Annotated in this window: 17 protein-coding genes and 1 other RNA gene; 8 read left to right on the top strand and 10 right to left on the bottom strand. The window is 69.8% G+C overall.

Going from position 1 to position 20085, the window contains the following annotated elements:
* Window positions 1-199: 199 nt before the first annotated feature.
* Together ffs and EXE42_RS11250 are read right to left on the bottom strand one after the other, a co-directional pair.
* Window positions 200-511, bottom strand: an RNA gene (gene ffs / locus EXE42_RS11245) — signal recognition particle sRNA.
* 71 nt (window positions 512-582) lie between these two features.
* Window positions 583-996: a hypothetical protein gene (locus EXE42_RS11250; protein ID WP_137706538.1), complete on the bottom strand. Its 414-nt coding sequence runs from the start codon at window positions 994-996 to the stop codon at window positions 583-585.
* A gap of 152 nt (window positions 997-1148) precedes the next feature.
* On the opposite strand from EXE42_RS11250, the gene EXE42_RS11255 reads away from it, so the two are divergent.
* Window positions 1149-1607 carry a hypothetical protein gene (locus EXE42_RS11255; RefSeq protein ID WP_137706539.1) on the top strand — a complete coding sequence of 153 codons (459 nt, stop codon included), beginning with the start codon at window positions 1149-1151 and terminating at the stop codon, window positions 1605-1607.
* Between the two features lie 88 nt (window positions 1608-1695).
* On the opposite strand, the gene EXE42_RS11260 is transcribed toward EXE42_RS11255, so the two are convergent.
* Complete coding sequence (locus tag EXE42_RS11260; RefSeq protein ID WP_137706540.1) at window positions 1696-2721, bottom strand: aldo/keto reductase; 1026 nt, start codon at window positions 2719-2721, stop codon at window positions 1696-1698.
* Between the two features lie 85 nt (window positions 2722-2806).
* On the bottom strand, window positions 2807-3451 hold the full coding sequence (locus EXE42_RS11265; protein WP_137706541.1) for an FAD-dependent oxidoreductase: 645 nt from the start codon (window positions 3449-3451) through the stop codon (window positions 2807-2809).
* A 346-nt stretch (window positions 3452-3797) separates the two neighbouring features.
* Between EXE42_RS11265 and EXE42_RS11270 the strand changes: the two genes are divergently transcribed.
* The 4 genes from EXE42_RS11270 (at window position 3798) to EXE42_RS11285 (ending at window position 9048) form a co-directional block, all read left to right on the top strand.
* Window positions 3798-5555, top strand: coding sequence for a 2-oxoacid:acceptor oxidoreductase subunit alpha (locus EXE42_RS11270; RefSeq protein ID WP_092921181.1), 1758 nt, complete (start codon window positions 3798-3800; stop codon window positions 5553-5555).
* A 3-nt stretch (window positions 5556-5558) separates the two neighbouring features.
* Window positions 5559-6422 (top strand): 2-oxoacid:ferredoxin oxidoreductase subunit beta, encoded by an 864-nt coding sequence (locus tag EXE42_RS11275; RefSeq protein WP_137706542.1) that lies wholly within the window; start codon window positions 5559-5561, stop codon window positions 6420-6422.
* A gap of 128 nt (window positions 6423-6550) precedes the next feature.
* Window positions 6551-7786 (top strand): digeranylgeranylglycerophospholipid reductase, encoded by a 1236-nt coding sequence (locus EXE42_RS11280; RefSeq protein ID WP_092921179.1) that lies wholly within the window; start codon window positions 6551-6553, stop codon window positions 7784-7786.
* 98 nt (window positions 7787-7884) lie between these two features.
* A complete protein-coding gene (locus EXE42_RS11285; protein ID WP_137706543.1) occupies window positions 7885-9048 on the top strand; it encodes an acyl-CoA dehydrogenase family protein in 1164 nt (387 codons plus the stop codon).
* 52 nt (window positions 9049-9100) lie between these two features.
* Here EXE42_RS11285 and citZ read toward each other — a convergent pair whose 3' ends face one another.
* The 5 genes from citZ to alaS all read right to left on the bottom strand — a co-directional run bounded on the left by citZ (window position 9101) and on the right by alaS (window position 16830).
* Window positions 9101-10243 (bottom strand): citrate synthase, encoded by a 1143-nt coding sequence (gene citZ, locus EXE42_RS11290; RefSeq protein WP_137706544.1) that lies wholly within the window; start codon window positions 10241-10243, stop codon window positions 9101-9103.
* A gap of 178 nt (window positions 10244-10421) precedes the next feature.
* Window positions 10422-12311, bottom strand: coding sequence for a PINc/VapC family ATPase (locus EXE42_RS11295; protein WP_092921176.1), 1890 nt, complete (start codon window positions 12309-12311; stop codon window positions 10422-10424).
* Window positions 12312-12411: 100 nt separating this feature from the next.
* Window positions 12412-13128: a type 1 glutamine amidotransferase gene (locus EXE42_RS11300; RefSeq protein ID WP_092921175.1), complete on the bottom strand. Its 717-nt coding sequence runs from the start codon at window positions 13126-13128 to the stop codon at window positions 12412-12414.
* Between the two features lie 96 nt (window positions 13129-13224).
* Complete coding sequence (locus tag EXE42_RS11305) at window positions 13225-14028, bottom strand: alpha/beta fold hydrolase (protein ID WP_137706545.1); 804 nt, start codon at window positions 14026-14028, stop codon at window positions 13225-13227.
* 21 nt (window positions 14029-14049) lie between these two features.
* The gene (alaS, locus tag EXE42_RS11310) at window positions 14050-16830 is read right to left on the bottom strand and encodes an alanine--tRNA ligase (protein ID WP_137706546.1); all 2781 of its coding nucleotides are present in this window, start codon (window positions 16828-16830) and stop codon (window positions 14050-14052) included.
* A gap of 274 nt (window positions 16831-17104) precedes the next feature.
* On the opposite strand from alaS, the gene EXE42_RS11315 reads away from it, so the two are divergent.
* Genes EXE42_RS11315 through EXE42_RS11325 form a run of 3 tightly spaced genes read left to right on the top strand, consistent with a single transcriptional unit; the run spans window position 17105 to window position 19646 of the window.
* Window positions 17105-19075, top strand: coding sequence for an ATP-binding protein (locus EXE42_RS11315; protein WP_137706547.1), 1971 nt, complete (start codon window positions 17105-17107; stop codon window positions 19073-19075).
* A gap of 59 nt (window positions 19076-19134) precedes the next feature.
* On the top strand, window positions 19135-19413 hold the full coding sequence (gene srp19, locus EXE42_RS11320) for a signal recognition particle subunit SRP19 (RefSeq protein ID WP_092921171.1): 279 nt from the start codon (window positions 19135-19137) through the stop codon (window positions 19411-19413).
* A gap of 2 nt (window positions 19414-19415) precedes the next feature.
* A complete protein-coding gene (locus EXE42_RS11325; protein ID WP_137706548.1) occupies window positions 19416-19646 on the top strand; it encodes an H/ACA ribonucleoprotein complex subunit GAR1 in 231 nt (76 codons plus the stop codon).
* 15 nt (window positions 19647-19661) lie between these two features.
* On the opposite strand, the gene EXE42_RS11330 is transcribed toward EXE42_RS11325, so the two are convergent.
* Window positions 19662-19952, bottom strand: coding sequence for a hypothetical protein (locus tag EXE42_RS11330; RefSeq protein ID WP_092921384.1), 291 nt, complete (start codon window positions 19950-19952; stop codon window positions 19662-19664).
* Window positions 19953-20085: the final 133 nt, after the last annotated feature.

The raw sequence follows: 20085 nt of genomic DNA on the forward strand, positions 1-20085 counted from the left end.
TCTCGAACGACAGCGAGCGTGCGCCCGCCTCGCGACTGGGGCTTTGGCGGTGTTCGTCGCCGATCTACTGTCGTTCATTCACAAACAGAACTCCGACCAGACAGTATTCAGTTATAAATAACTGCTCGTGAGGTCGACGCTCACGCCGGCGACCGCAACGACGTAGCGCGACCGCTCACCGAACGAAACGAAGTATGAATGACGGACAGGCGGGGTAGCCCGGCGTTCCGGCACGGGGTATCCCGATTGCCTCCTCCACCCCGCGACCCGACGAGCGACGGGCGTTCGGCGGTGGGCTGCTCGCTTCCGCGCCTGACCCGGTGCCGCCGACGAACCGCGACGGACCGCTCCTGCGAGCGGGCGCCGCGGACCGCTGTCCCCGGCGGACGAGGCTTCCACGTTGGCTCTCGGGGCCCGTGCCGGTCTGACCGGACGTGCCCGCTGTTCGGTCCCCGCTGAAGACTACCTCGCGGGTTACGAGCGGGGCCTAACCGCCCGACCTAGTCCGTTCGACGCTACTCGGGTGTCCCATAAGGGCCTTTCGTTCGGAGACCGTCGCCGCCGCGGCGCCGTTCCGGCGACCTACGACAGCAGGTCCCACGCGTACGCCGTCGCGGCGAGCGGGACGGGAACGGACAGCGCGACGACCGCGCGCGCGTGCCACACCAGCCAGAGGTGGTCGCGGAACACCGGGCTCGGCTCGACCGCCAGCGCCCAACTCGCCGCGCTCACGGTCGCCGCGAGCCCGAGAACGACCGCAACGCCGGCGAGCGTTCCGGGATCGACGTTTCCCCGTTCAACGGAGGCGATGACGACCGCGGACAGCAGCGCGAACAGCGCGATGCCGCCCCAGCCGACGACGCCGGAGGCGTAGTACGCCGCCAGCTGGCCCGCGTACTCCGGCCCCGAAATGACCGCGTACGGGGCGACGAGCGCGACCACGGTGACGACGGCGGCGGCGATTCCGACCCGACGCGAGGCGGCGCGGAGGTCCATACGCGCACTCGGACCGGCGCCGCGGTAAAAGGACCGGATCGGGCGCGGCGTCGCCGGACGCAGGGGCAACGACGTCGCCGGACGCGTGGGCAACGGCGTCGCCGCTAACCCGTTCCCGTAGCGTTTTGCCGCGTCGGCACGCATACCGGAGCATGTCACTCGACGTCGACCCGCCGGAGCCCCCCGAACTCGCCGCCGTCGACCCGAACGAGTACGAGGACGCCGAGGTGGCGGGCGGGGAGTACCGCCGCGACGACCTGGAGGCGCTCCTCCGCGAGGGAGCGTGGGAGGACGCGTTCGACGAGTGGGCCGACGCGACCGACATGGACGAGTCCGACTGGGCCATCGCCGTCGACCTCGGTCTCGTCTCCCGGTTCGACTTCTTCTGGGACGACTTTGCCGACCGCGTCGGCTACCACGCGCCGGGGCTGCCCGAGGACTGGAAGGAGCGCGGCCTCCACCCGGATCTGGACTCCTGGGGCACCGTCTCCGCGATAAACGCGGGGCTCACGGAACTCGGCCAGATCGTCTGTGAGACGCTAAAAGAGGAGTACATCGACTGGGAGGCCGACTTCGACGCGCCGGACGACCTCCCGGACTTCGAGACGTAACTGGGGCGACCGCGAGCCGGCCGCGCCGCCGCCGCCGGCCTCAACGCCGACGCCGACTCCGCCGCTGACGTTGGCCCCGCCGCCGCGCTCAGTGACCCCAGAGGTTCCCGTCCGGATCGTAGCGCGCGTCCATGATCCGGTCCCACTGCTCGTCCGAGAGGCCGAGGTCGGCGGCCGCGACGTTCTCGTCGAGCTGATCGACCGTCCGCGCGCCGACGATGGGAACGCAGGTGAACTCGTCCCACTCGGTGAGCCACGCCAGCGCGACCTGAGCGGGCGTCGCGTCGAGTTCGTCGGCGACCTCGCGGACCGCGTCGAGCACCTTCCAGCCGCGCTCGGAGAGGTAGAAGCGCTCGAACCGGTCGTCGAAGCTCGCGCGGGAGCCGTCGGGCGCGATCACTTTCTCCGGGTCGTCCGGGTCGGCGCGCTCGTACTTCCCGGTGAGGAACCCGCCCGCGAGCGGGGAGTACGGACAGACCGCGAGGTCCTGGTCGATACAGACGTCGAGGTACTCGCTCACGTCCTCGTAGTAGCCCGCGTGGTGGAGCGGCTGGACGACGTCGAAGCTCGCGTAGTCGTTGACGTCGGCGGTCCACTGCGCCTTCGTCAGCTGCCACGCCGCCATCGTCGACGCGCCGAGGTGGTGTACCTTCCCCTCCGCGACGAGTTCGTCGAGCGCGCGCATCGTCTCCTCGATCGGCGTCTCCTCGTCCCAGCGGTGGATGTAGTAGCCGTCGAGGTAGTCCGTGTCGAGGCGGTCGAGCGTCCCCTCGATCTGCGCCCGGATGTGTTTCCGTCCCAGTCCGGAGTCGTTGGGGCCGGGCTCGCCGCGCCCGTCGAACGGGAAGTACACCTTCGAGGCGACGACGTAGTCCTCGCGCTCGCGGTCCGCGAGCCACTCGCCGATGTACGTCTCGCTTTTCCCGTTCGGCGTCCCGTACACGTTGGCCGTGTCGATGAAGTTGATCCCGCGGTCTGCGGCCGCGTCGAGCAGTTCGTGCGACTCCTCGCGGCCCGTCTCCACGACGCCGTTCGTCTCGCGCCCGAACCGCCACGTCCCGAAGCAGAGCTCCGAGACGCTGAGCCCGGTGTCGCCGAGTCGTCGGTAGTCCATGTCCGCACCTCTCGGCGGCGGTACCTAAAGCGTGTGGCACCGGCGGACGAGGCCGGCAGGAGGACGGTACTCTCGGCGACCGCGGCTAGCCGAAGTTCTCGACCTTCGCGGCGTCCGCGTCGCCCCCGGCCGAGTCGACCGCGGCCTCCGCGTCGGCGACGAGGTCCGCGAACCCGTAGACGAACACCGTCTCGCCGTCCGCACCGGTCAGGACGTCGGCGACGGCGTCGGTGAGGGGGTCGCCCGCGTCGAGGAGCCGGATATCGGCGCCGCGCTCGCGGAGCGCGTCGATCCGGTCGGCGTGTGCGACGTCGTCGTCGCGGTAGACGACCGCGGCCTCGGCGCCCTCGTCGAGCGCGCGCTCGGCGATGGCGACCGCGGGGCCGACGCCGGGGCCGCCCGCGATCACGACCGCGCGCGGTTCGCCGTCGTAGTGCTGGTCGCCGTAGGGACCGGAGAGCGTCATTTCGGTGCCGGCCTCGGCGTCCGAGAGGAAGGCCGAGAACTCCCCGCCCTCCTCGGGGTCGATGCCGACCGTGACCTCGAACGTCTCGCCCACGCGCGGCGACGAGAGCGTGTAGAAGCGCGCGACCGACTCGCCGTCGATGTCGGTGCCGAGCTTCACGAACTGGCCGGGTTCGGCCGCGAACCCGTCCGGCGCCCGGAAGCGGAGGGCGTACGTGTCGGGGCCGACCGACTCGACCGCCTCGACCGTCGCTGTCGTGTCCATACCCCGGATCGGCGGGGGAGACACAAACGCCTTCCCGTCCGCGTCGGTCCTGCCCGTGTCGAAACCGGTTCCCGTGACGCGTTCGGAGCCGGACCCGACTCTCGCCGACGCCGCCGGAAGGTCGACCCGCGACCGCGGAACTTCGACGGTCGTCGAAAACCGGTCCGACGCGAGGGGTCGATCGTGAGGATTTCGGTGAACGAACGTCCAATTACAGTTCTATATTGGCCGATATCGGCGCCTAAACCGACAATATTCGCGAACACAATCACGTTCGTCCAGAAACACGTCGGTGGCTCCTTCCAGAAGCCTTTTGATGAGTCCGCCGGAACCTTGCCCATAGCACATGGCCGCGGATTTCAACTGGGCTGTCGGCGGAGAGGCCGGCGACGGCATCGACTCGACGGGGAAGATCTTCGCACAGGCGCTCTCCCGCGCGGGTCGACACGTGTTCACGTCGAAGGACTTCGCATCGCGGATCCGAGGCGGGTACACCGCCTACAAGGTGCGGACCTCCGTCGACAAGGTACAGAGCGTCGTGGACCGACTCGACGTGCTCATCGCGTTGACTCCCCGGACGATCGAGGAGAACCTCGACGAGCTCCACGAGGGGTCGGTGATCATCTACGACGGCGAGCGGACGACGATGCAAGACGTCGAGATCCCGGAGGGGATGATCGGCCTCGACGTGCCGCTCAAGAGCCTGGCCGAGGAGGCCGGCGGGGCGATCATGCGGAACGTGGTCGCGCTCGGCGCAGCCTGCGAGGTGGCCGAGTTCCCCATCGAGAACCTCGACTCGGCGCTCGAGAAGCGGTTCAAGGACAAGGGCCAGAAGCTGGTCGACAACAACAAGGAGGCCGCGCGCGCCGGCCAGTCGTACGTCGCCGACGAGTACGATCACGAGTTCGACTACTCGCTGGAGACCACCGACGAGGACTACGTCCTCCTCAACGGCGACGAGGCGATCGGCATGGGCGCCATCGCGGCCGGCTGCCGCTTCTACGCCGGCTACCCGATCACGCCCGCGACAGACGTGATGACGTACCTCACCGGCCGCATCGAGCGGTACGGCGGCCACGTCGTTCAGGCGGAAGACGAGCTGTCCGCGATCAACATGGCGCTCGGCGCGGCCCGCGGCGGCGCCCGCTCGATGACGGCGACCTCCGGACCGGGGATCGACCTGATGACCGAGACGTTCGGGCTCATCGCCACCTCGGAGACGCCGCTCGTCATCTGTAACGTGATGCGCTCGGGTCCCTCGACGGGGATGCCGACGAAACAGGAGCAGGGCGACTTGAACCAGATGCTGTACGGCGGCCACGGCGAGGTGCCGCGGTTCGTCCTCGCGCCGACGACGATCGACGAGTGCTTCTGGAAGACGGTCGAGGCGTTCAACCTCGCCGAGAAGTACCAGCTCCCCGTCTACCTCACCGCCGACCTCTCGATGGCGGTCACCGAGCAGACGTTCTCCCCCGACACGTTCGACATGGACGAGGTGGAGGTCGACCGGGGCAACGTCGTCGACGAGACGACGATCGACGACCACACCAGCGACTCCGGCGGCTTCCAGCCCCACGAGATCACCGACGACGGGGTCTCGCCGCGGGCGTTCCCCGGCACCGCCGACGGCGCGCACATGTCCACCGGGCTCGAGCACGACGAGCAGGGCCGGCGGACCGAGGACACCGAGATGCGCGTCGCACAGGTCGACAAGCGCAACCGGAAGGTGGAGACCGCCCGCGAGCGCGAGGACTGGAGCCCGCGCGAGTTCGGCGACGAAGACGCCGACACCCTCGTGATCACGTGGGGGTCGAACGAGGGCGCGCTCGCGGAGGCGGTACGGATGCTCGACGAGGAGGGACACGACGTGCGGGTCCTCTCGGTCCCGTACATCTTCCCGCGGCCGGACCTCTCGGAGGACGTCGAAGCGGCCGAGACGACGGTCGTCGTCGAGTGTAACGAACAGGGGCAGTTCGCGGACCTGGTCGAACACGACGTGCTCGAACGGGTCGACCGCGTGAACAAGTACAACGGCGTGCGGTTCAAGGCCGACGAACTCGCAAGCGACATCAAGGCGACCCTCGCGGAGGGGGTGGAGGCGTAACCAATGAGCTCAGACATTCGATTCACCGACTTCAAGTCCGACAAGCAGCCGACGTGGTGCCCGGGATGCGGCGACTTCGGTACGATGAACGGGATGATGAAGGGTCTCGCGGAGACGGGCAACGACCCCGACAACACCTTCGTCGTCGCCGGCATCGGCTGTTCCGGGAAGATCGGCACGTACATGCACAGCTACGCGCTCCACGGCGTTCACGGGCGCGCGCTCCCCGTCGGGACCGGCGTCAAGATGGCCCGGCCCGACATCGAAGTGATGGTCGCCGGCGGCGACGGCGACGGCTACTCCATCGGCGCGGGCCACTTCGTCCACGCCGTCCGGCGCAACGTCGATATGACGTACGTCGTGATGGACAACCGTATCTACGGGCTGACGAAGGGACAGGCCTCCCCGACCTCTCGCGAGGACTTCGAGACGTCGACGAGCCCCGAGGGCCCCAAACAGCCCCCGGTCAATCCGCACGCGCTGGCGCTCGCCTCGGGCGCGACGTTCATCGCGCAGTCGTTCTCCTCCGACGCGCTCCGCCACCAGGAGATCATCCAGGAGGCCATCGAACACGACGGGTTCGGCTTCGTGAACGTCTACTCCCCCTGTGTCACCTTCAACGACGTCGACACGTACGACTACTTCCGCGACTCGCTGGTCGACCTGAAGGAGACGGACCACGACCCGACCGATCGCGAGGACGCGAAAGACGTCATCCTCGACAGCGAGACGGAGACCCAGGGCGTCATCTACAAGGACGAGTCGTCGGTGCCGTACCACGAGCAACACGGCGTCGACGAGGACATGTCCGTCATCCCGGAGGGCGCCCCCGAGAGCGCGACCGACCTCGTCCGCGAGTTCTACTGAGACCGCCGGACGAAACCGAGCCGATTCCGACCTCTCACGGCGGCCAAAACCGGCCGCACGAGGGTGTCCGCGCGGATTTTTCGACGGGTTTCAGCAAGCCTAATTAGGTGGGTCCGTATTTTTCGTGTATGGTTGACCGCTACGACGTCGCGATCGCCGGCGCCGGGCCGGCGGGCGCGCAGTGCGCCCGCGACCTGGCGACGCGCGACTACGACGTCGTCGTCTTGGAGACGGAGTCGGAAGACGAGTTCCCGCGACAGAGCAACAAGTCGACGGCCGGCACGTTCCCGTCGATGATGTCCTCGTTCGGGGTCCCCGACGACGTGGTGATGTCGTACACCGACGACGTGGTGCTGGAGTCGCCCAACGAGTACTACGAGAGCTACCAGCCCGGGGCGGTGTTGGAGTTCGCGGAGTTCAAGCGGTTCCTCGTCGCCGACGGCCGCGAGAACGGCGCGGAGTACCGCTTCGACGCGCGGGTCTCGCGGCCGATCCTCGACGACGACGACGTCATCGAGGGCGTGCGCTACAACGGCGACGAGGAGGTGTACGCCGACGTCGTGATCGACGCCACCGGGCCGGCCGCGCCGCTCGCGAGCGCGCTCGACGTCGTCGACCTCGAACGCGAGAACCAGGCGATCGGCATCGAGTACGAGATGGAGGGCGTCGAGATGAACCACCCCGAGTACGCGGACCTCCGGCGCGCGATGATGCTCCGGTTGGACCACGACATCGCGCCCGGGGGCTACTCGTGGATCTTCGCGACCGGCGAGGACACCGCGAAGGTGGGCCTCTGTTACATCCAGAACGACCGCCACCGCGAGTTCGCACAGGCGGGCAAGACCGTCGACGGCTACCTCGACGACTGGGTGAGTCGCGACCCCCGCTTCGCCGGCGCCGAACGCATCGACGGGAAGGTCCATCGCGGCTCCGCGCACATCCAGCGCCCGGGTCGGATGCACACGGACGGCTTCCTCGCGATCGGCGACACGGTCCCCACCATCGACCCGCTGTGGGGCGAGGGGATCCACAAGGGGATGAAGTCGGCCCGCGCCGCCGCGGCGACCGTCGACCGGTGTCTCACGGACTCGGAGCGGCGGGTGGACGCCGAGAGCCTCGCGGTCTACGAGCGGCTCTGGCACCGCGACGTGGCGCCCCGGATGCGCTCGCGGCTGATGCTCACCCGACTGCTGTACCTCGCGCCGAACGAGCGGTACGACCGGCTCATGCGTGACCTCCGTCAGGCGGACGAGAACACCCTCGAGAAGGCGAACCGGGGCGATAAGACGGCGATGGCGAAGCTCCTCCACCTCGACGACGTCCCGCTGCTCGCGAAGTTCGCCCGCGAACGAGTCGACGTCTGAGGGGGTCGACCGGACCGCGACGCGCGAGCGGCGGCGAACGCGGCGGAACGGCGGCCTCGGGCGAACCGCTTTTGCCGATTCGACGCGCACGAACGGTCATGCTCGACTACGTCGGATTAGAGGCCGATCTCGACGAGGAGGCGCGGCTGATCCGCGACACCGCCCGACAGTTCGTCGACGAACAGGTCCGCCCGGAGATCGGCGACCACTTCCGCGCGGGGACGTTTCCGACGGACCTCATCGAGGAGATGGGGGATCTCGGCTTCTACGGCTCGAACCTCGACGGCTACGGGCTACCCAACGTCTCCGAGACCGCCTACGGCGTGTTGATGCAGGAGTTGGAGGCGTGCGACTCCGGCCTTCGGTCGATGGCCAGCGTCCAGGGGGCGCTCGTGATGTACCCCGTTCACGCGTACGGCAGCGACGAGCAGAAGGAGCGGTGGCTCCCCGCGCTGCGGGACGGCGAGGCGGTCGGCTGCTTCGGGCTGACGGAGCCCGAACACGGCTCGGACCCCTCGTCGATGGAGACGACCGCGGAGCGCGACGGCGACGGGTACGTGCTCGACGGCTCGAAGACCTGGATCACGAACGCCCCCATCGCGGACGTGGCGGTCGTCTGGGCGCGCGACGTCTCCGCCGAGGAGCGTCCGGTTCGCGGCTTCCTCGTGGAGACCGACCGCGACGGCGTCACCACGAACGAGATCGACGACAAGCTCTCGCTGCGGGCGTCGATCACCGGCGAGGTCAGCCTTCAGAACGCGTACGTCCCCGAGGAGAACGTCCTGCCGGGCGTGAGCGGGATGAAGGGGCCGCTGTCGTGTCTCACGCAGGCGCGCTACGGGATCGCGTGGGGCGCGGTGGGCGCCGCCCGCGACTGCTTCGAGCAGGCCCGCGAGTACGCGCTCGACCGCGAGCAGTTCGGCGGCCCGATCGCGGGGTTCCAGCTCCAACAGGAGAAGCTCGCGGAGATGGCGACGGAGATCACGACGAGCCAGCTGCTCGCCCACCGGCTCGCGGAGCTGAAAGAGCGGGGGGATCTCACGCCCCAACACGTCTCCATGGCGAAGCGGAACAACGTCCGAATGGCCCGCGATCAGTCCCGAATCGCCCGCGAGATGCTCGGCGGGAACGGGATCACGACCGACTACTCGCCGATGCGACACATGGCGAACTTCGAGACCGTCTACACCTACGAGGGGACCCACGACATCCACACGCTGGTACTCGGAGAGGACCTGACGGGGATTTCGGCGTTCGAGTGAGGAACGGGGACGACGGCGGAGTCGAAACGCGACCGACGGCGCTCGCGACCGCTTACCGCTCGTCGAGCGGGACGAACTCGGCGTCTTCGGGGCCGGTGTACCGGGCGCGGGGGCGGATGAGGCGGTTGTCCGCCTGGTACTCGGCGATGTGCGCGATCCACCCGCCGGCGCGGCTCATCGCGAAGATGGGCGTGTACATGTCGACCGGGATGCCGAGCGAGTCGTAGACGGAGCCGGAATAGAAGTCGACGTTCGGGGCGATGCCCTTCTCGACGAGCCCCTGATCGGTGAGGTACTCCTCGATGGCGGTCGTGTAGTCGAGCCACTTCGTGTCGCCCGACGACTCGGCGAGGTCGCGGAGCTTCTCCTCTAAGATCTTCGCACGGGGGTCTTTCACCTTGTAGACGCGGTGGCCGAACCCGGGGATTCGCCCGCCGTCCTCGCGGGTGTCTTTCACCCACTGAACGGGATCCTTCGAGGAGGCGTCTATCTCGTGGAGCACCTCCATCACGTCCTGGTTGGCGCCGCCGTGGAGGGGGCCGGAGAGCGCGCCGATGCCGCCCGTGACGCCGGAGTAGACGTCCGCCATCGTCGAGCCGATCACCATCGCGGTGAACGTGGAGGCGTTGAGCCCGTGGTCGGCGTGGAGCGTGAGCGCCATGTCGAACGTCTCCTCGCTCACGGCGTCGGGCTCGGTCCCGGCGAGCATGTAGAGGAAGTTCCCGGCGTGCGAGAGGTCGGGGTCGGGGGCGACCGGCTCCTCGCCCTGCCGGACGCGCTCGAACGCGGCGAGGACCGTCGGGATCTTCGCCGTGATCCGCCGGCCCTGACGGAGGGTGGCCTCCTCGTCGCTCTCGTCGCTCTCGGGGTCGTACGCCGACAGCATCGACGTCGCGGTCCGGAGCGCGGCCATCGGTCGCTCCCCGGCGTCGGCGAGCGCGCGGACCGTCTCGATGACGTCGTCGTCCACGTCGCGCTCCGCCGCGAGGTCGGCGGCGAACGCGTCGAGCTCGTCGGCGGTCGGGAGGGAGCCGTGCCACAGCAGGTACAGCACCTCCTCGTAGCTCGCGCCGCGCGCGAGGTCCTCGATGTCGTACCCGCGATACACGAGCTTACCGACCTCGCCGTCGACGTAGCTCAGATCCGACTCCGCGACGAGGACGCCCTCGAGCCCGCGTTTTAACTCGTCAGCCATACCCCGAGTTATCTAGGCCGTCAAAAAAGCGTTATCTTTCAGGAGGGATACGTTACGACGATCGTGGTGAGGGACGGCGTCGAACGACGATTTGACAGGGAGCGGAAACGTCTCAGTTTCGACGATCGATTAAACGGGGCCGAGCCGAGCGCGCTCGGACGGCCTCAGTCGCCTCGCCTCACCGCGCCGGGACGACCGTCACCGTCCGGTTCCGGTCGATCGCGTCCTCCAGTTCCTCGGCGATGGCGGAGCCGCGGGAGACCTGGACCTCGCCGCCGCGGCCGACGGTAGCGGTGAAGAGGTACTCACCGTCCGCGCGCACCTCGACCGTCTCGCCGACGCCGTCGTCGACGTCGATGACGACGTGACGCGAGGTTATCTCCGGCGCGACCACCGTCCCGCGCTCGGCGCCGACCTGCCCGTCGCCGTGACCGTTCTCGGGGGCGCCGCCGCCGGAGCCGCCGCCCGACCCGCCGGGCTTCTCGTCGTGCGTGCGAACGTCGATGTCGATCCCGAGGCGGTTCTCGATGTCGGCAATGCGGCCGCCGCCCTTCCCGATGACGGTGCCGATGTCGCCCTCGGTGACGTAGACGACCGCCTCGTCGTCACCGTTGAGCGTCACGTCGACCCGGCCGTGCGCGACCGACTTGATCTCGCGTTCGATCTCCTTTTTCGCGATGCGGCCGACGCCGGACTCGCTTTCGGCCTCGCCGCCGTTCTCGTCGAGCGGCACCGTGACGACCTGCCGGTTGAACGTGTAGATCTCGTACTCCGGCCGGCCCGTCTCGAAGTTCGACACCTGGATGACCGGGCGGGCGAGGTCCTCGGCCGTCAGCCCGGCGGGCACCTTCACCTCGGTGGTCACGTCGTAGACGGTGTGGACCTCGCCGGCCTCGATGTAGACGACGGTGTCGACGATCTGGGGGATCATCCCGAGCTCGACGCGGCCGACGAGCCGCTGGAGCGCGTCGATGGCGCGGGAGGCGTGGACGACGCCGACCATCCCGACGCCGGCCATCCGCATGTCCGAGAACACCTCGAAGTCGTTCGTCTTCCGCACCTCGTCGTAGATGGTGTAGTCGGGCCGGACCAAGAGCAGCGAATCGGCCGTGTTCTCCATCTCGCCGCCGAGCGCGCCGTACTGGGTGATCTCCGGACCGACCTGGAGGTCCCGCGGCTTCTCCATCGTCTTCACCGCGTAGTCGCTGTCGTTCAGGAACTCCGCGACCGCCTGCGCGAACGTCGACTTCCCGGCGCCGGGCGACCCGGAGATGAGCACGCCGCGCTTCCGCTCCGTGAACCGGTCGCGGAGTTCGTCCGCGAACTCGTAGTCGTCGAGCGTCGTCTTCGCGATGGGGCGGACGGCGGTGATCTCGATGCCGTCGGCGAACGGCGGTCGCGCCACCGCGATCCGGTAGTCGCGGAACTGGACGATGTCCATCCCGTCGTCGGAGAGCTCGATGAACCCCTGGTTCGACTGGCGGGCGAGGTCGACGATCGAGTTGGCCCACTCGCGCATCTGTCCTTCGTCCGTCGCCTCGTCGTCGATCTCGACGTAGCGCATCTCGCCGAGCGTCCCGCGCTTCGCCTTCGGGACGGTTCCCGTCTTGAGGTGGACCGACATCGTCTCGTCGGTGAAAAAGTCCCGGATGGGGAGGTCGTCGACGACGCCGCGGGCGACGGGTTCGACGTACTCCACGTCGAGCCCCTTCGCGCGGGCGACCTCGGCCTGGACCACGTCGCTCGACAGCAGCGTCGCGTCGTGGTCGGCGGCCAGGTCGCGGATCAGCGCGTCCACGTCGCCCTCGTGGGCGTTCGAGCGGGCGTCGCCGCCGGCGCGCTCGCCGACGTACCGCAGTTCGACCGTTCCGTCGTCGGCGTAGTCCGCGAGCCGCTTCAGCTCGCTCAGCCCGTCCCAGCCGGATTCGAGCCCGTCGTTCGCCTGCGACTCCAGCTCGCCGACGACCGCCTCCGGGACGAACACGGTGACCGACTCGTAGGTCCCGTCCGCGACGCGTTCGGACACGCGGCCGTCGACGACCGCGCTCGTGTCCGGTACTACGTTCATACCGCAGATCGGTCCGGGAGGCGTATAAGGGTGTTTGACCGGGAGCGCGGGCCGCGACCGCGTCGGCCACGGGGATCGGCCGTCCGCGTCGGCGGGTCGCTCAGTCGTCCGCCGCGGCCGGCTCCGCGCCGTCGGCCGCAAGCCGCTCGGCGTAGGCCGTGAAGTTCTCGAACAGCGCCTTCGCCTCGCAGGCGGCGTCGTACGCGTCGGGCGTGATCGACCCGAGGACGGTGTCCACGCGAGCGTCGCCGATCTGGTCTCGCTTGCCGTCCGTCACGTCGCGGGCGGTCTCGACGTCGTACTCGGGGTGGAACTGGACGCCCCAGCAGTGGCCGTCGCGGAACGCGTGGACGCCGCGGTCGTTCTCCGCGAGCAGCGTCGCGGAGGGCGGGAGTTCGACGACCGCGTCGCCGTGGGTCGTGAAGGCGGTGAACGACTCGTCGATCCCCTCGAACAGGGGGTCGTCGCGGACCCGGCGGATCTCGTTGTACCCGATCTCGAAGCCGTCCATTCCCGCGACGCGACCGCCGAGCGCCTCCGCGAGCACCTGGTGGCCGTAACAGACGCCGAGGACCGGGACGCCGCGCTCGGCGGCCTCGGCGACGTAGTCGACGAGCGGCGGGATCCACGCCTCGTCCCAGTAGACGGACGAGCGCGACCCCGTCACCACGACGCCGTCGAACTCGGTGTGGTCGGGGAGATCGCCGGCGGTGGCGTCGAACTCGACGAGGTCGGCGTCGATCTCCCGACGGAAGTTCCGACGGGTGTTCGCGCCGTCGTGTGCGGCGTTCAGCAGGGCGAACCGGAGGCGAGTCATCGACTGAACGGAGAGGCGAGAGCGACAAAACGGTTGCGGCGCCGGCCGCGCCGGCCGACGACGCCGACGGAGGCCCCGCGGCTTCGAACCGGCCGGCTATTCGAACGTCGCGGTCGCGTGCTCCGCGAGCCAGCCCGTGAGCAGGTCGTTGACCGCCGCCGACGCCTCGACCCCGACGAGGTGCCGAGCGCCCTCGACGGCGTGGAACTCGCCGCGCGGGAGCCCCTCCGCGAGCGTCTCGCCGGCCGTGACGGGACAGGCCGTGTCGTCGGTCCCGTGGACGACGAGCGCCGGCGTCGTGACCTCGAAGAGGCCGTCTGCCAGATCGAACCCGTCGAGCGCGGCGCGGTGCGCCTGATACGCCTCGCGGTCGGCGTCCTCCGCGAGACGCCACTCCGCGATCCGCGAGAGGGCGTCCGGATGCGCCTCGCGGAAGTCGACCGAGAGCAGCCCGTTCAGCGACCCCTCGACCGCGGCCGGGTCGGCCGGGTCGGCCCAGACGCCGGCGGGGTTGTACGCGTCGCCCGCGGGCGGCGTGCCCACCAGCGCGAGACTCGCCGGGCGCGACGATTCGAGCGCGGCCGTCAGCGCGACCGCGCCGCCGAGGCCGTAGCCCACGAGGTGGGCGTTCCGGACCCCCTCGGCGGCACAGACCGCGTCGAGGTCGGCGGCGAGCGTCTCGACCCGGTACGGACCGGGCGGCGCGTCCGACCGCCCGACGCCGCGCGTCTCGGGCGTTATCACCGTGTGCGGCCCCGCCAGCGCGGCGTGTTGCCAGCCGAACTGCCAGGCGCCGAGGCCCACGTCGCCGCAGAAGACGACCGCCTCGTCGTCCGGGCCCGCGTCGGGCGCGTCCACCTCGTACCGGATCTCGACGCCGGCGTTGGTCGCGTATGGCATATCGAACTCGCGGGGAAGGAACTAGGCCTCTTGGAGACTGCGAAGGACGTCCGGCGCCGCCGCGAGCGCGTCGTCGAGCGCGTCCGCGTCGGGTCCCCCGCCCTGCGCGAAGTCCGGCGGGCCGCCGCCCCCGCCGCCGACGCGGGCCGCGAGTTCGGACACCACCTGGCCGGCGTTCACGTCGACCCCGTCGGGCACGCCGACGACGAAGCTCGCGGAGCCGCCCGCGCCGCTGCCGATCACCGCGACCTTCCCGTCGTCGACGTGGGCGTTCGCGGTCGCGCGCAGCTCGTCGGCGTCCCCGTCGAGCCGCTGGATCACCGCGGTCGCCCCGGCGACCTCGACCGCCTCGGCGTCGGCGCCGCCGGCGGCGCGCGCGGCCGCCAGCTCCTCTTTGAGCGACTCGATCTCCTTCCCCCGCGCCTTCCACTCCTCGAAGAATCGCTCGGCGGTGTCGGGGACGTCGAGCGGGTCGACGTCTAAGACGTCGGCCGCGTCGTACAGCGCGTCCTCGGTTCGCTGAGTCGCCTCGATCGCCGCGGCCCCGGCGGCGAAGGCGATGCGCTCGACGCCGTCCTGAACCGGCTCCGTCTTCAGCACCTTCACGGCGCCGATCTCGCCGGTCCGGTCGACGTGGGTGCCCGCGCAGGCCTGGACATCGGCGTCGCCGACGTGGATCAGGCGGACGTTCGTTCCCGGCGGAACGCCGCCCTGGTACAGGTCGAAGCCGTGTTCGGCCTCCGCCTCGTTGCGGTCGGGCCACTCCTGCCGGACGCGGACGTCGTCGCGAACCAGTTCGTTGGCGACGCGTTCGATCGCCGTCACGTCCTCCCGGGTGATACGCTCGAAGTGGCGCACGTCGAGCCGCGCGGAGTCCGTCCCCTTCTGGGCGCCCGCCTGTCGGACGTGGTCGCCGAGCACCTCGCGGGCGGCGTGGCCGATGAGGTGGGTCGCGGTGTGGTGCGCGCGGAGCCGGTCGCGGCGGTCGCCGTCCACCTGTCCGCGGACGAACTCGCCTTTCCCGGGGTCCGCGTCCGCCCGATGGAGGACGACGCCGTCGACCTCCTGGACGTCGGTAACGTCGACGGTGGTCTCACCGACCGTGAGCTGCCCCCGGTCGGCCGGCTGGCCGCCGCCCTCGGGGTAGAACATCGTCTGGTCTAACACCACGTCGTACCCCTCCTCGGCCTCCAACACGTCGAGGACGACCGCCTCGAACTCTGTGCGTCCCTGGTCGTCGTAGAACAGCTTCTCGGTCTCGGGGAGGTCCGCGAGCCGCTCGTCGCGCTCGTCGCGCTCGTCCGCCGCGTCGCCCTCCTCGTGTCTGTCGGCGACGAGCGCGTAGAAGTCGTCCGGCACGTCGACGGTCGCGCCCCGCTCGTCAGCGATGTCGGCGACCATGTCGGGCTGGATCCCGTGGGAGTCGTACAGCTCTAACAGCTCCTCGGTCGGGATCGGCTCGCCGGTCCCGGCGTACTCGTCGGCGAGCTGTTCGACCTTGCGGGCGCCGCGCTCTAACGTCTGTTCGTACTTCCGCTCCTCGCTCCGAACGATCTCCCGGATCGTGTCGCGGTTCTCGTAGCCGAGCCGCTCGGCCTGCATGTCGACGAGCTCGTCGAGGGGCGCGTCGACGCCCACCTCGTCGACGAGCCGCTTCATCCGGCGTAACACCATCCGCGCGAGGTAGCCCGTGCCGACGTTCGAGGGGACGATCTCGTCGCCGAACATGTACGCGAGCGTCCGCGAGTGGTCCGCGATCGCGTAGATCGACTCGAGCGGCTCGACCAGTTCGCGCAGCCGGTCGACATCGACGTCGAGCCGGTCGGCTATCTCGCCGCGCGCCGCCTCCACGTCGTCGACGTCGTCGATGTCGAGCCGGCCGGAGAGCTTCGCGGCGCGGTGGACGATCTCGCGTTCCTCGTCCGTGCGCTCGATGCCCGCGTTGTCCTTCAGGAAGTCGATGGCGTCGGGGTAGATCGCCTCGTACACCGTCGCGGTCCCCTGGCTCATCCACGTCCATCGTTCGAGCCCGTACCCGGTGTCGACGATGTACGTGTCCATGAACGAGTACGTGTGCCCGTCTTTCATCTCGTAGTCGCCGTCGGGGTCCCGCTCCATACACATGAAGACGAGCGTCGCCAGCTCGGCGCCCTTGTAGATGACCTCGATGGCGGGACCGGCGTTGCCGCCGCCGACCCACGGGTCCTCGATGTACGTGATCTCCTCGAGGTCGGCGCCGAGGGACTCGAACAGCTCGTCGCAGTACCGGACCGTCTCGTCTTTCCAGTACACTTCGCCGTGGTAGGCGTACTCCCCTTCGTCGACCGCCTCGCGCGTGTTGAACGCGTGGTGGGCCATCATCTCGAACGCCATCGTGTGCCGACCCGTCTTGCCGACGTTGTCGATGTCCTGCATCCGGATACAGGGCTGGGAGATGGTCAACGGGTTCGCCGGCGGCGGGGTCCGTCCCGACGTGACGAGCGGCTGGAAGTCGTAGATCGACGCCTGCGTCAGGAGGACGTCGTCGCGCCACCGGTTCGCGGCGACCGGGTACGGGTCGATCCGCTCGTGGCCGTGTTCTTCGAAGAAGGAGAGGAACGCCTCGCGCATCTCCGACAGCGATCGGGCCTCCGGGAACCCCGGGTCGTCGATGAAGCTGTAGTCCTCGCAGGGCGGCTCGCCGCACAGTTCGCGGTCGGCGTCGCGGGTCCAGAAGTGCGCGCCGCAGGAGGTGCACTCCTTGCGCTCGAACCCCTCCTCCTCGAAGTAGTCGAGACGGTACTCCGCTTCGAGATCGCTCATTACACGAACGTGGCCCGTGTTGCTCCAAAAGGGTTCCGGGGTCGCTCGTCGGCCGCGACGCCGTCGCTCGCCGCCGCGAGACGGACTCGACCGGCGACGTTCGTCGAGAGCGCCGGCGATCGGTCTCCCGGACGGCCGAGGCGGCCTCCCGGACGGTCGAGGCGGCCTCCCGGACGCGTGAGGGTGCCACGATCGTCGGAAACGGACAACCGCGCCGGGGTTCGCCGATCGGTACGAAGATTTATACTCTCTGCGCGGCGTAACATGTATAATTGTGACTTCCGCGCTAGGCGAGCGCGCGTCGGTCCTCGTGCTCGCCGACGACCCCGAGCTGGGCGACGACGTCGGGAAGCGGCTCGGCGCCGAGCGCCGCGACTCCGCCGACGGCGAGACCGTCGCGGTCGAGACGCACGCCGCCGCCCCGGGGGGAGTGGACGAGGCCCGGCTCGTCGGGGCCGACGCGACCGTCGTCGTCGACGAGGCGGGCCTCGAACGGGTCCGGTCGGCCGACCGCGCCGGCGCCGTGGTCGCGTACGTCGACGACCCGACGGGCCGCGTCGCGACCGACCCGCTCGTGGACGCGGTCGCCGGGTCGCTCGAGGCGCTCTCGGGGACGGTGTCGTGGCTGCTCGCCCGGGACCGGCGGTCCGTCGTCCGGTCGGAGCCGACGCGGACTCCCTCCCGGATCGAACAGCTCAACGCCGGGATGACGGAGCTCGCAGCCGTCAGGTCGGTCGACGAGGCGTACCGGGCGGCCGTCGCGGTCGCCGAGCAGGTGTTCCCGGAGTACCAGTGCGTGGTCGCCGTCCGCGACGAGGAGTGGGTCGAGCCGGTCGTCGCCTCCAGCGGGACGCCGGTAGAGGACTGTGACCGCGTCCGCGTCGGCACCGGCGTGGCCGGAAAGGCCGTCCAGACCGGCGACGTCTCCATCGCCCCGAATCCGAACCCCGAGAGCCGGTTCGACACGGTTCTCACCGTCCCCGTGGGCGACGACGTGGTCTTTCAGCTGGCCGCCGACGGGGGCGACTGCGCCGATGACTTCGACGGCGACGACCGTCGGCTGGCGGAGCTGCTCGCCTCCCACCTCGAGGAGACGCTCGACCGGATCGCCGTCACCGAGACGCTCCGGACCGAGCGCGACCGGCTGCTCGCGCTGTTCACGAACGTCCCGGACCCGGCGATCGCCTACGATTACGTCGACGGCGATCCGATCGTCCGGCAGGTGAACGACGCGTTCGAGCGGACGTTCGGCTACGAGGCCGAGACGGTGCTCGACGAGTCCATCGACGACTACATCGTTCCTCCCGACTCCGGGGAGGAAGCCAGCGAGCTCAACGATCAGCTGCGGCGCGGCGAGAACGTCCGGAAGGAGGTGACGCGGACCACTACCGAGGGGCCGCGCCACTTCATCCTCCACGTCATTCCGATCCGGCTCGACGCGGCGAACGCGGCGGGCTACGCCATCTACACCGACGTCACCGACCGGCGCGAGCGAGAGGAGACCCTCCGGCGGCAGAACGAGCGGCTCGACGAGTTCGCGTCCATCGTCTCCCACGACCTCCGGAACCCGCTGTCGGTCGCGGAGGGGTACGTCGACCTCGCGCGCGAGACCGGCGACGTCGACCACCTCGCGAAGGCCGCGGACGCGATAGACCGGATGGACGAGCTCGTCGCCGACCTCCTGTCGCTGGCCAGACAGGGGCGGGCTGTCGGCGAGACGGAGTCCGTCTCGCTGTCCGAGGTCGCTCGAGAAGCCTGGGAGAGCGTCGACACGGGGAGCGCGACGCTGACCGTCGAGTCGGACGCGACCCTCGACGCCAACCGGACGCGGCTGTGCGAACTGTTCGAGAACGTCTTCCGGAACAGCGTGGAACACGGTTCCGCGGGCGGCCGGACTTCGTCCGGCGACAGCGTGGACCGCGGCTCTGCGGGCGGTCAGGCGGAGCCCGACGGCAGCGCCGAGCACGACCGCGACCTCCCCGACGACCCGCTCTCGGTCCGGGTCGGTGCGGGAACGCTCCGCGACGACGGGGAGGCCGCGCCGGGGTTCTACGTCGAAGACGACGGCACCGGCCTGCCGGCGGAGGAGCGGGATCGAGTGTTCGAGAGCGGGTTCACGACCGACGAGTCGGGCACTGGGCTCGGACTCGCCATCAGCGAGCGCATCGCCGAGGCGCACGGCTGGACCGCTCACGCGCTCGCCGCCGAGGACGGCGGGGCCCGCTTCGAGTTCCGCACGGGCTGAAGATCGTCGAGCGCGCTGCGGTCCGAAACGACCTTACGCCGCGCGCGAGGGTATCCGGTATGGTCGAGAACGTCGTCTACCCCGCCTACTTCGACGCCGAGCTGTCCCGCTCGGAGGGCCGCCGCGTCCCGACGGATCTGGCGGTCGAAGCGCCGACGGTCGACGAGATCGCGAAGGCCGTCCAGCAGGTCGGCTACGACGCCGTCGTCGAGCGCGACGCCACGTACTCCCGGGAGTTCGAGGCCCGCGGCTCCGTGGCCGTCAAGGGCACCGAAGACACCGCGAAGAACGACCTCGTCCAGGCGATCGCCGCGTACCTCGGCGTCCTGCGGGAGTGACCGTGCGGCGCGTCGGTACCGTCGTCCGCACCGCCGGCGGGCTCGCGATCGCCCGCGGCGACGCCGGAGCGGACCCCCCGCGGATCGGCGCGAGCGTCGTCGACGAGTCGCTCTCGACGGTCGGCCGCGTCGTCGACGTGTTCGGGCCGGCCGACCGGCCTTACGTGGCCGTCACGCCCGGTAACGGCGTCGGACTCACCGACCTCGTCGGCGGCAAGCTGTACGCGCGGTAGGACGGGCGAGCGGCGCTACCCCTCCGTCGCGTCGCCGCCGACAACGTCGAAGTCCGCGAGCGTCTTATCCGTGCGAGCGAGCCGCTCGGCGACAAGCAGCTTCTCCCGGCGTTCCAGTCGGTCCCAGTCGAGCTCCGCCGGCGGCGACGCCTCCAGCGACTCGAACCGCTCGATCACCGACTCGTTCGCGAACCGCTCGAACGACCCGCAGTCCGGACAGGTCATCGAGAGGTGAGAGGTGTCGAACGAGCGCGTGACGGTCTCGTCGAGGCAGTTCAGACACCGGTAGGTGCGAGTCCGGGACACGAGGGTACCGAAGCGCCGAACGAACGAGTATCTGTGGGCGCCGGCGCGCGACTCGCCGATCGGCACCCCGCGAGCGCGGCGCGGTCGCTGCGGGTGCCGAACGCGTGGAAAGCGAAAGGAGCGGGAGGGGAGC

Source organism: Halorubrum sp. SP3 (genome assembly GCF_005435195.1).
In the GTDB taxonomy this organism is placed as follows: Archaea; Halobacteriota; Halobacteria; order Halobacteriales; family Haloferacaceae; genus Halorubrum; species Halorubrum sodomense.

Bases quoted from the DNA above. Each gene is read 5' to 3' on its own strand.
- EXE42_RS11275 (WP_137706542.1), top strand. From the start codon at position 5,559: ATGAGCTCAGACATTCGATTCACCGACTTCAAGTCCGACAAGCAGCCG.
- EXE42_RS11260 (WP_137706540.1), bottom strand. From the start codon at position 2,721: ATGGACTACCGACGACTCGGCGACACCGGGCTCAGCGTCTCGGAGCTC.
- srp19 (WP_092921171.1), top strand. From the start codon at position 19,135: ATGGTCGAGAACGTCGTCTACCCCGCCTACTTCGACGCCGAGCTGTCC.
- EXE42_RS11300 (WP_092921175.1), bottom strand. From the start codon at position 13,128: ATGACTCGCCTCCGGTTCGCCCTGCTGAACGCCGCACACGACGGCGCG.
- EXE42_RS11265 (WP_137706541.1), bottom strand. From the start codon at position 3,451: ATGGACACGACAGCGACGGTCGAGGCGGTCGAGTCGGTCGGCCCCGAC.
- EXE42_RS11250 (WP_137706538.1), bottom strand. From the start codon at position 996: ATGGACCTCCGCGCCGCCTCGCGTCGGGTCGGAATCGCCGCCGCCGTC.
- EXE42_RS11270 (WP_092921181.1), top strand. From the start codon at position 3,798: ATGGCCGCGGATTTCAACTGGGCTGTCGGCGGAGAGGCCGGCGACGGC.
- EXE42_RS11255 (WP_137706539.1), top strand. From the start codon at position 1,149: ATGTCACTCGACGTCGACCCGCCGGAGCCCCCCGAACTCGCCGCCGTC.
- EXE42_RS11305 (WP_137706545.1), bottom strand. From the start codon at position 14,028: ATGCCATACGCGACCAACGCCGGCGTCGAGATCCGGTACGAGGTGGAC.
- alaS (WP_137706546.1), bottom strand. From the start codon at position 16,830: ATGAGCGATCTCGAAGCGGAGTACCGTCTCGACTACTTCGAGGAGGAG.
- citZ (WP_137706544.1), bottom strand. From the start codon at position 10,243: ATGGCTGACGAGTTAAAACGCGGGCTCGAGGGCGTCCTCGTCGCGGAG.
- EXE42_RS11280 (WP_092921179.1), top strand. From the start codon at position 6,551: ATGGTTGACCGCTACGACGTCGCGATCGCCGGCGCCGGGCCGGCGGGC.
- EXE42_RS11295 (WP_092921176.1), bottom strand. From the start codon at position 12,311: ATGAACGTAGTACCGGACACGAGCGCGGTCGTCGACGGCCGCGTGTCC.
- EXE42_RS11285 (WP_137706543.1), top strand. From the start codon at position 7,885: ATGCTCGACTACGTCGGATTAGAGGCCGATCTCGACGAGGAGGCGCGG.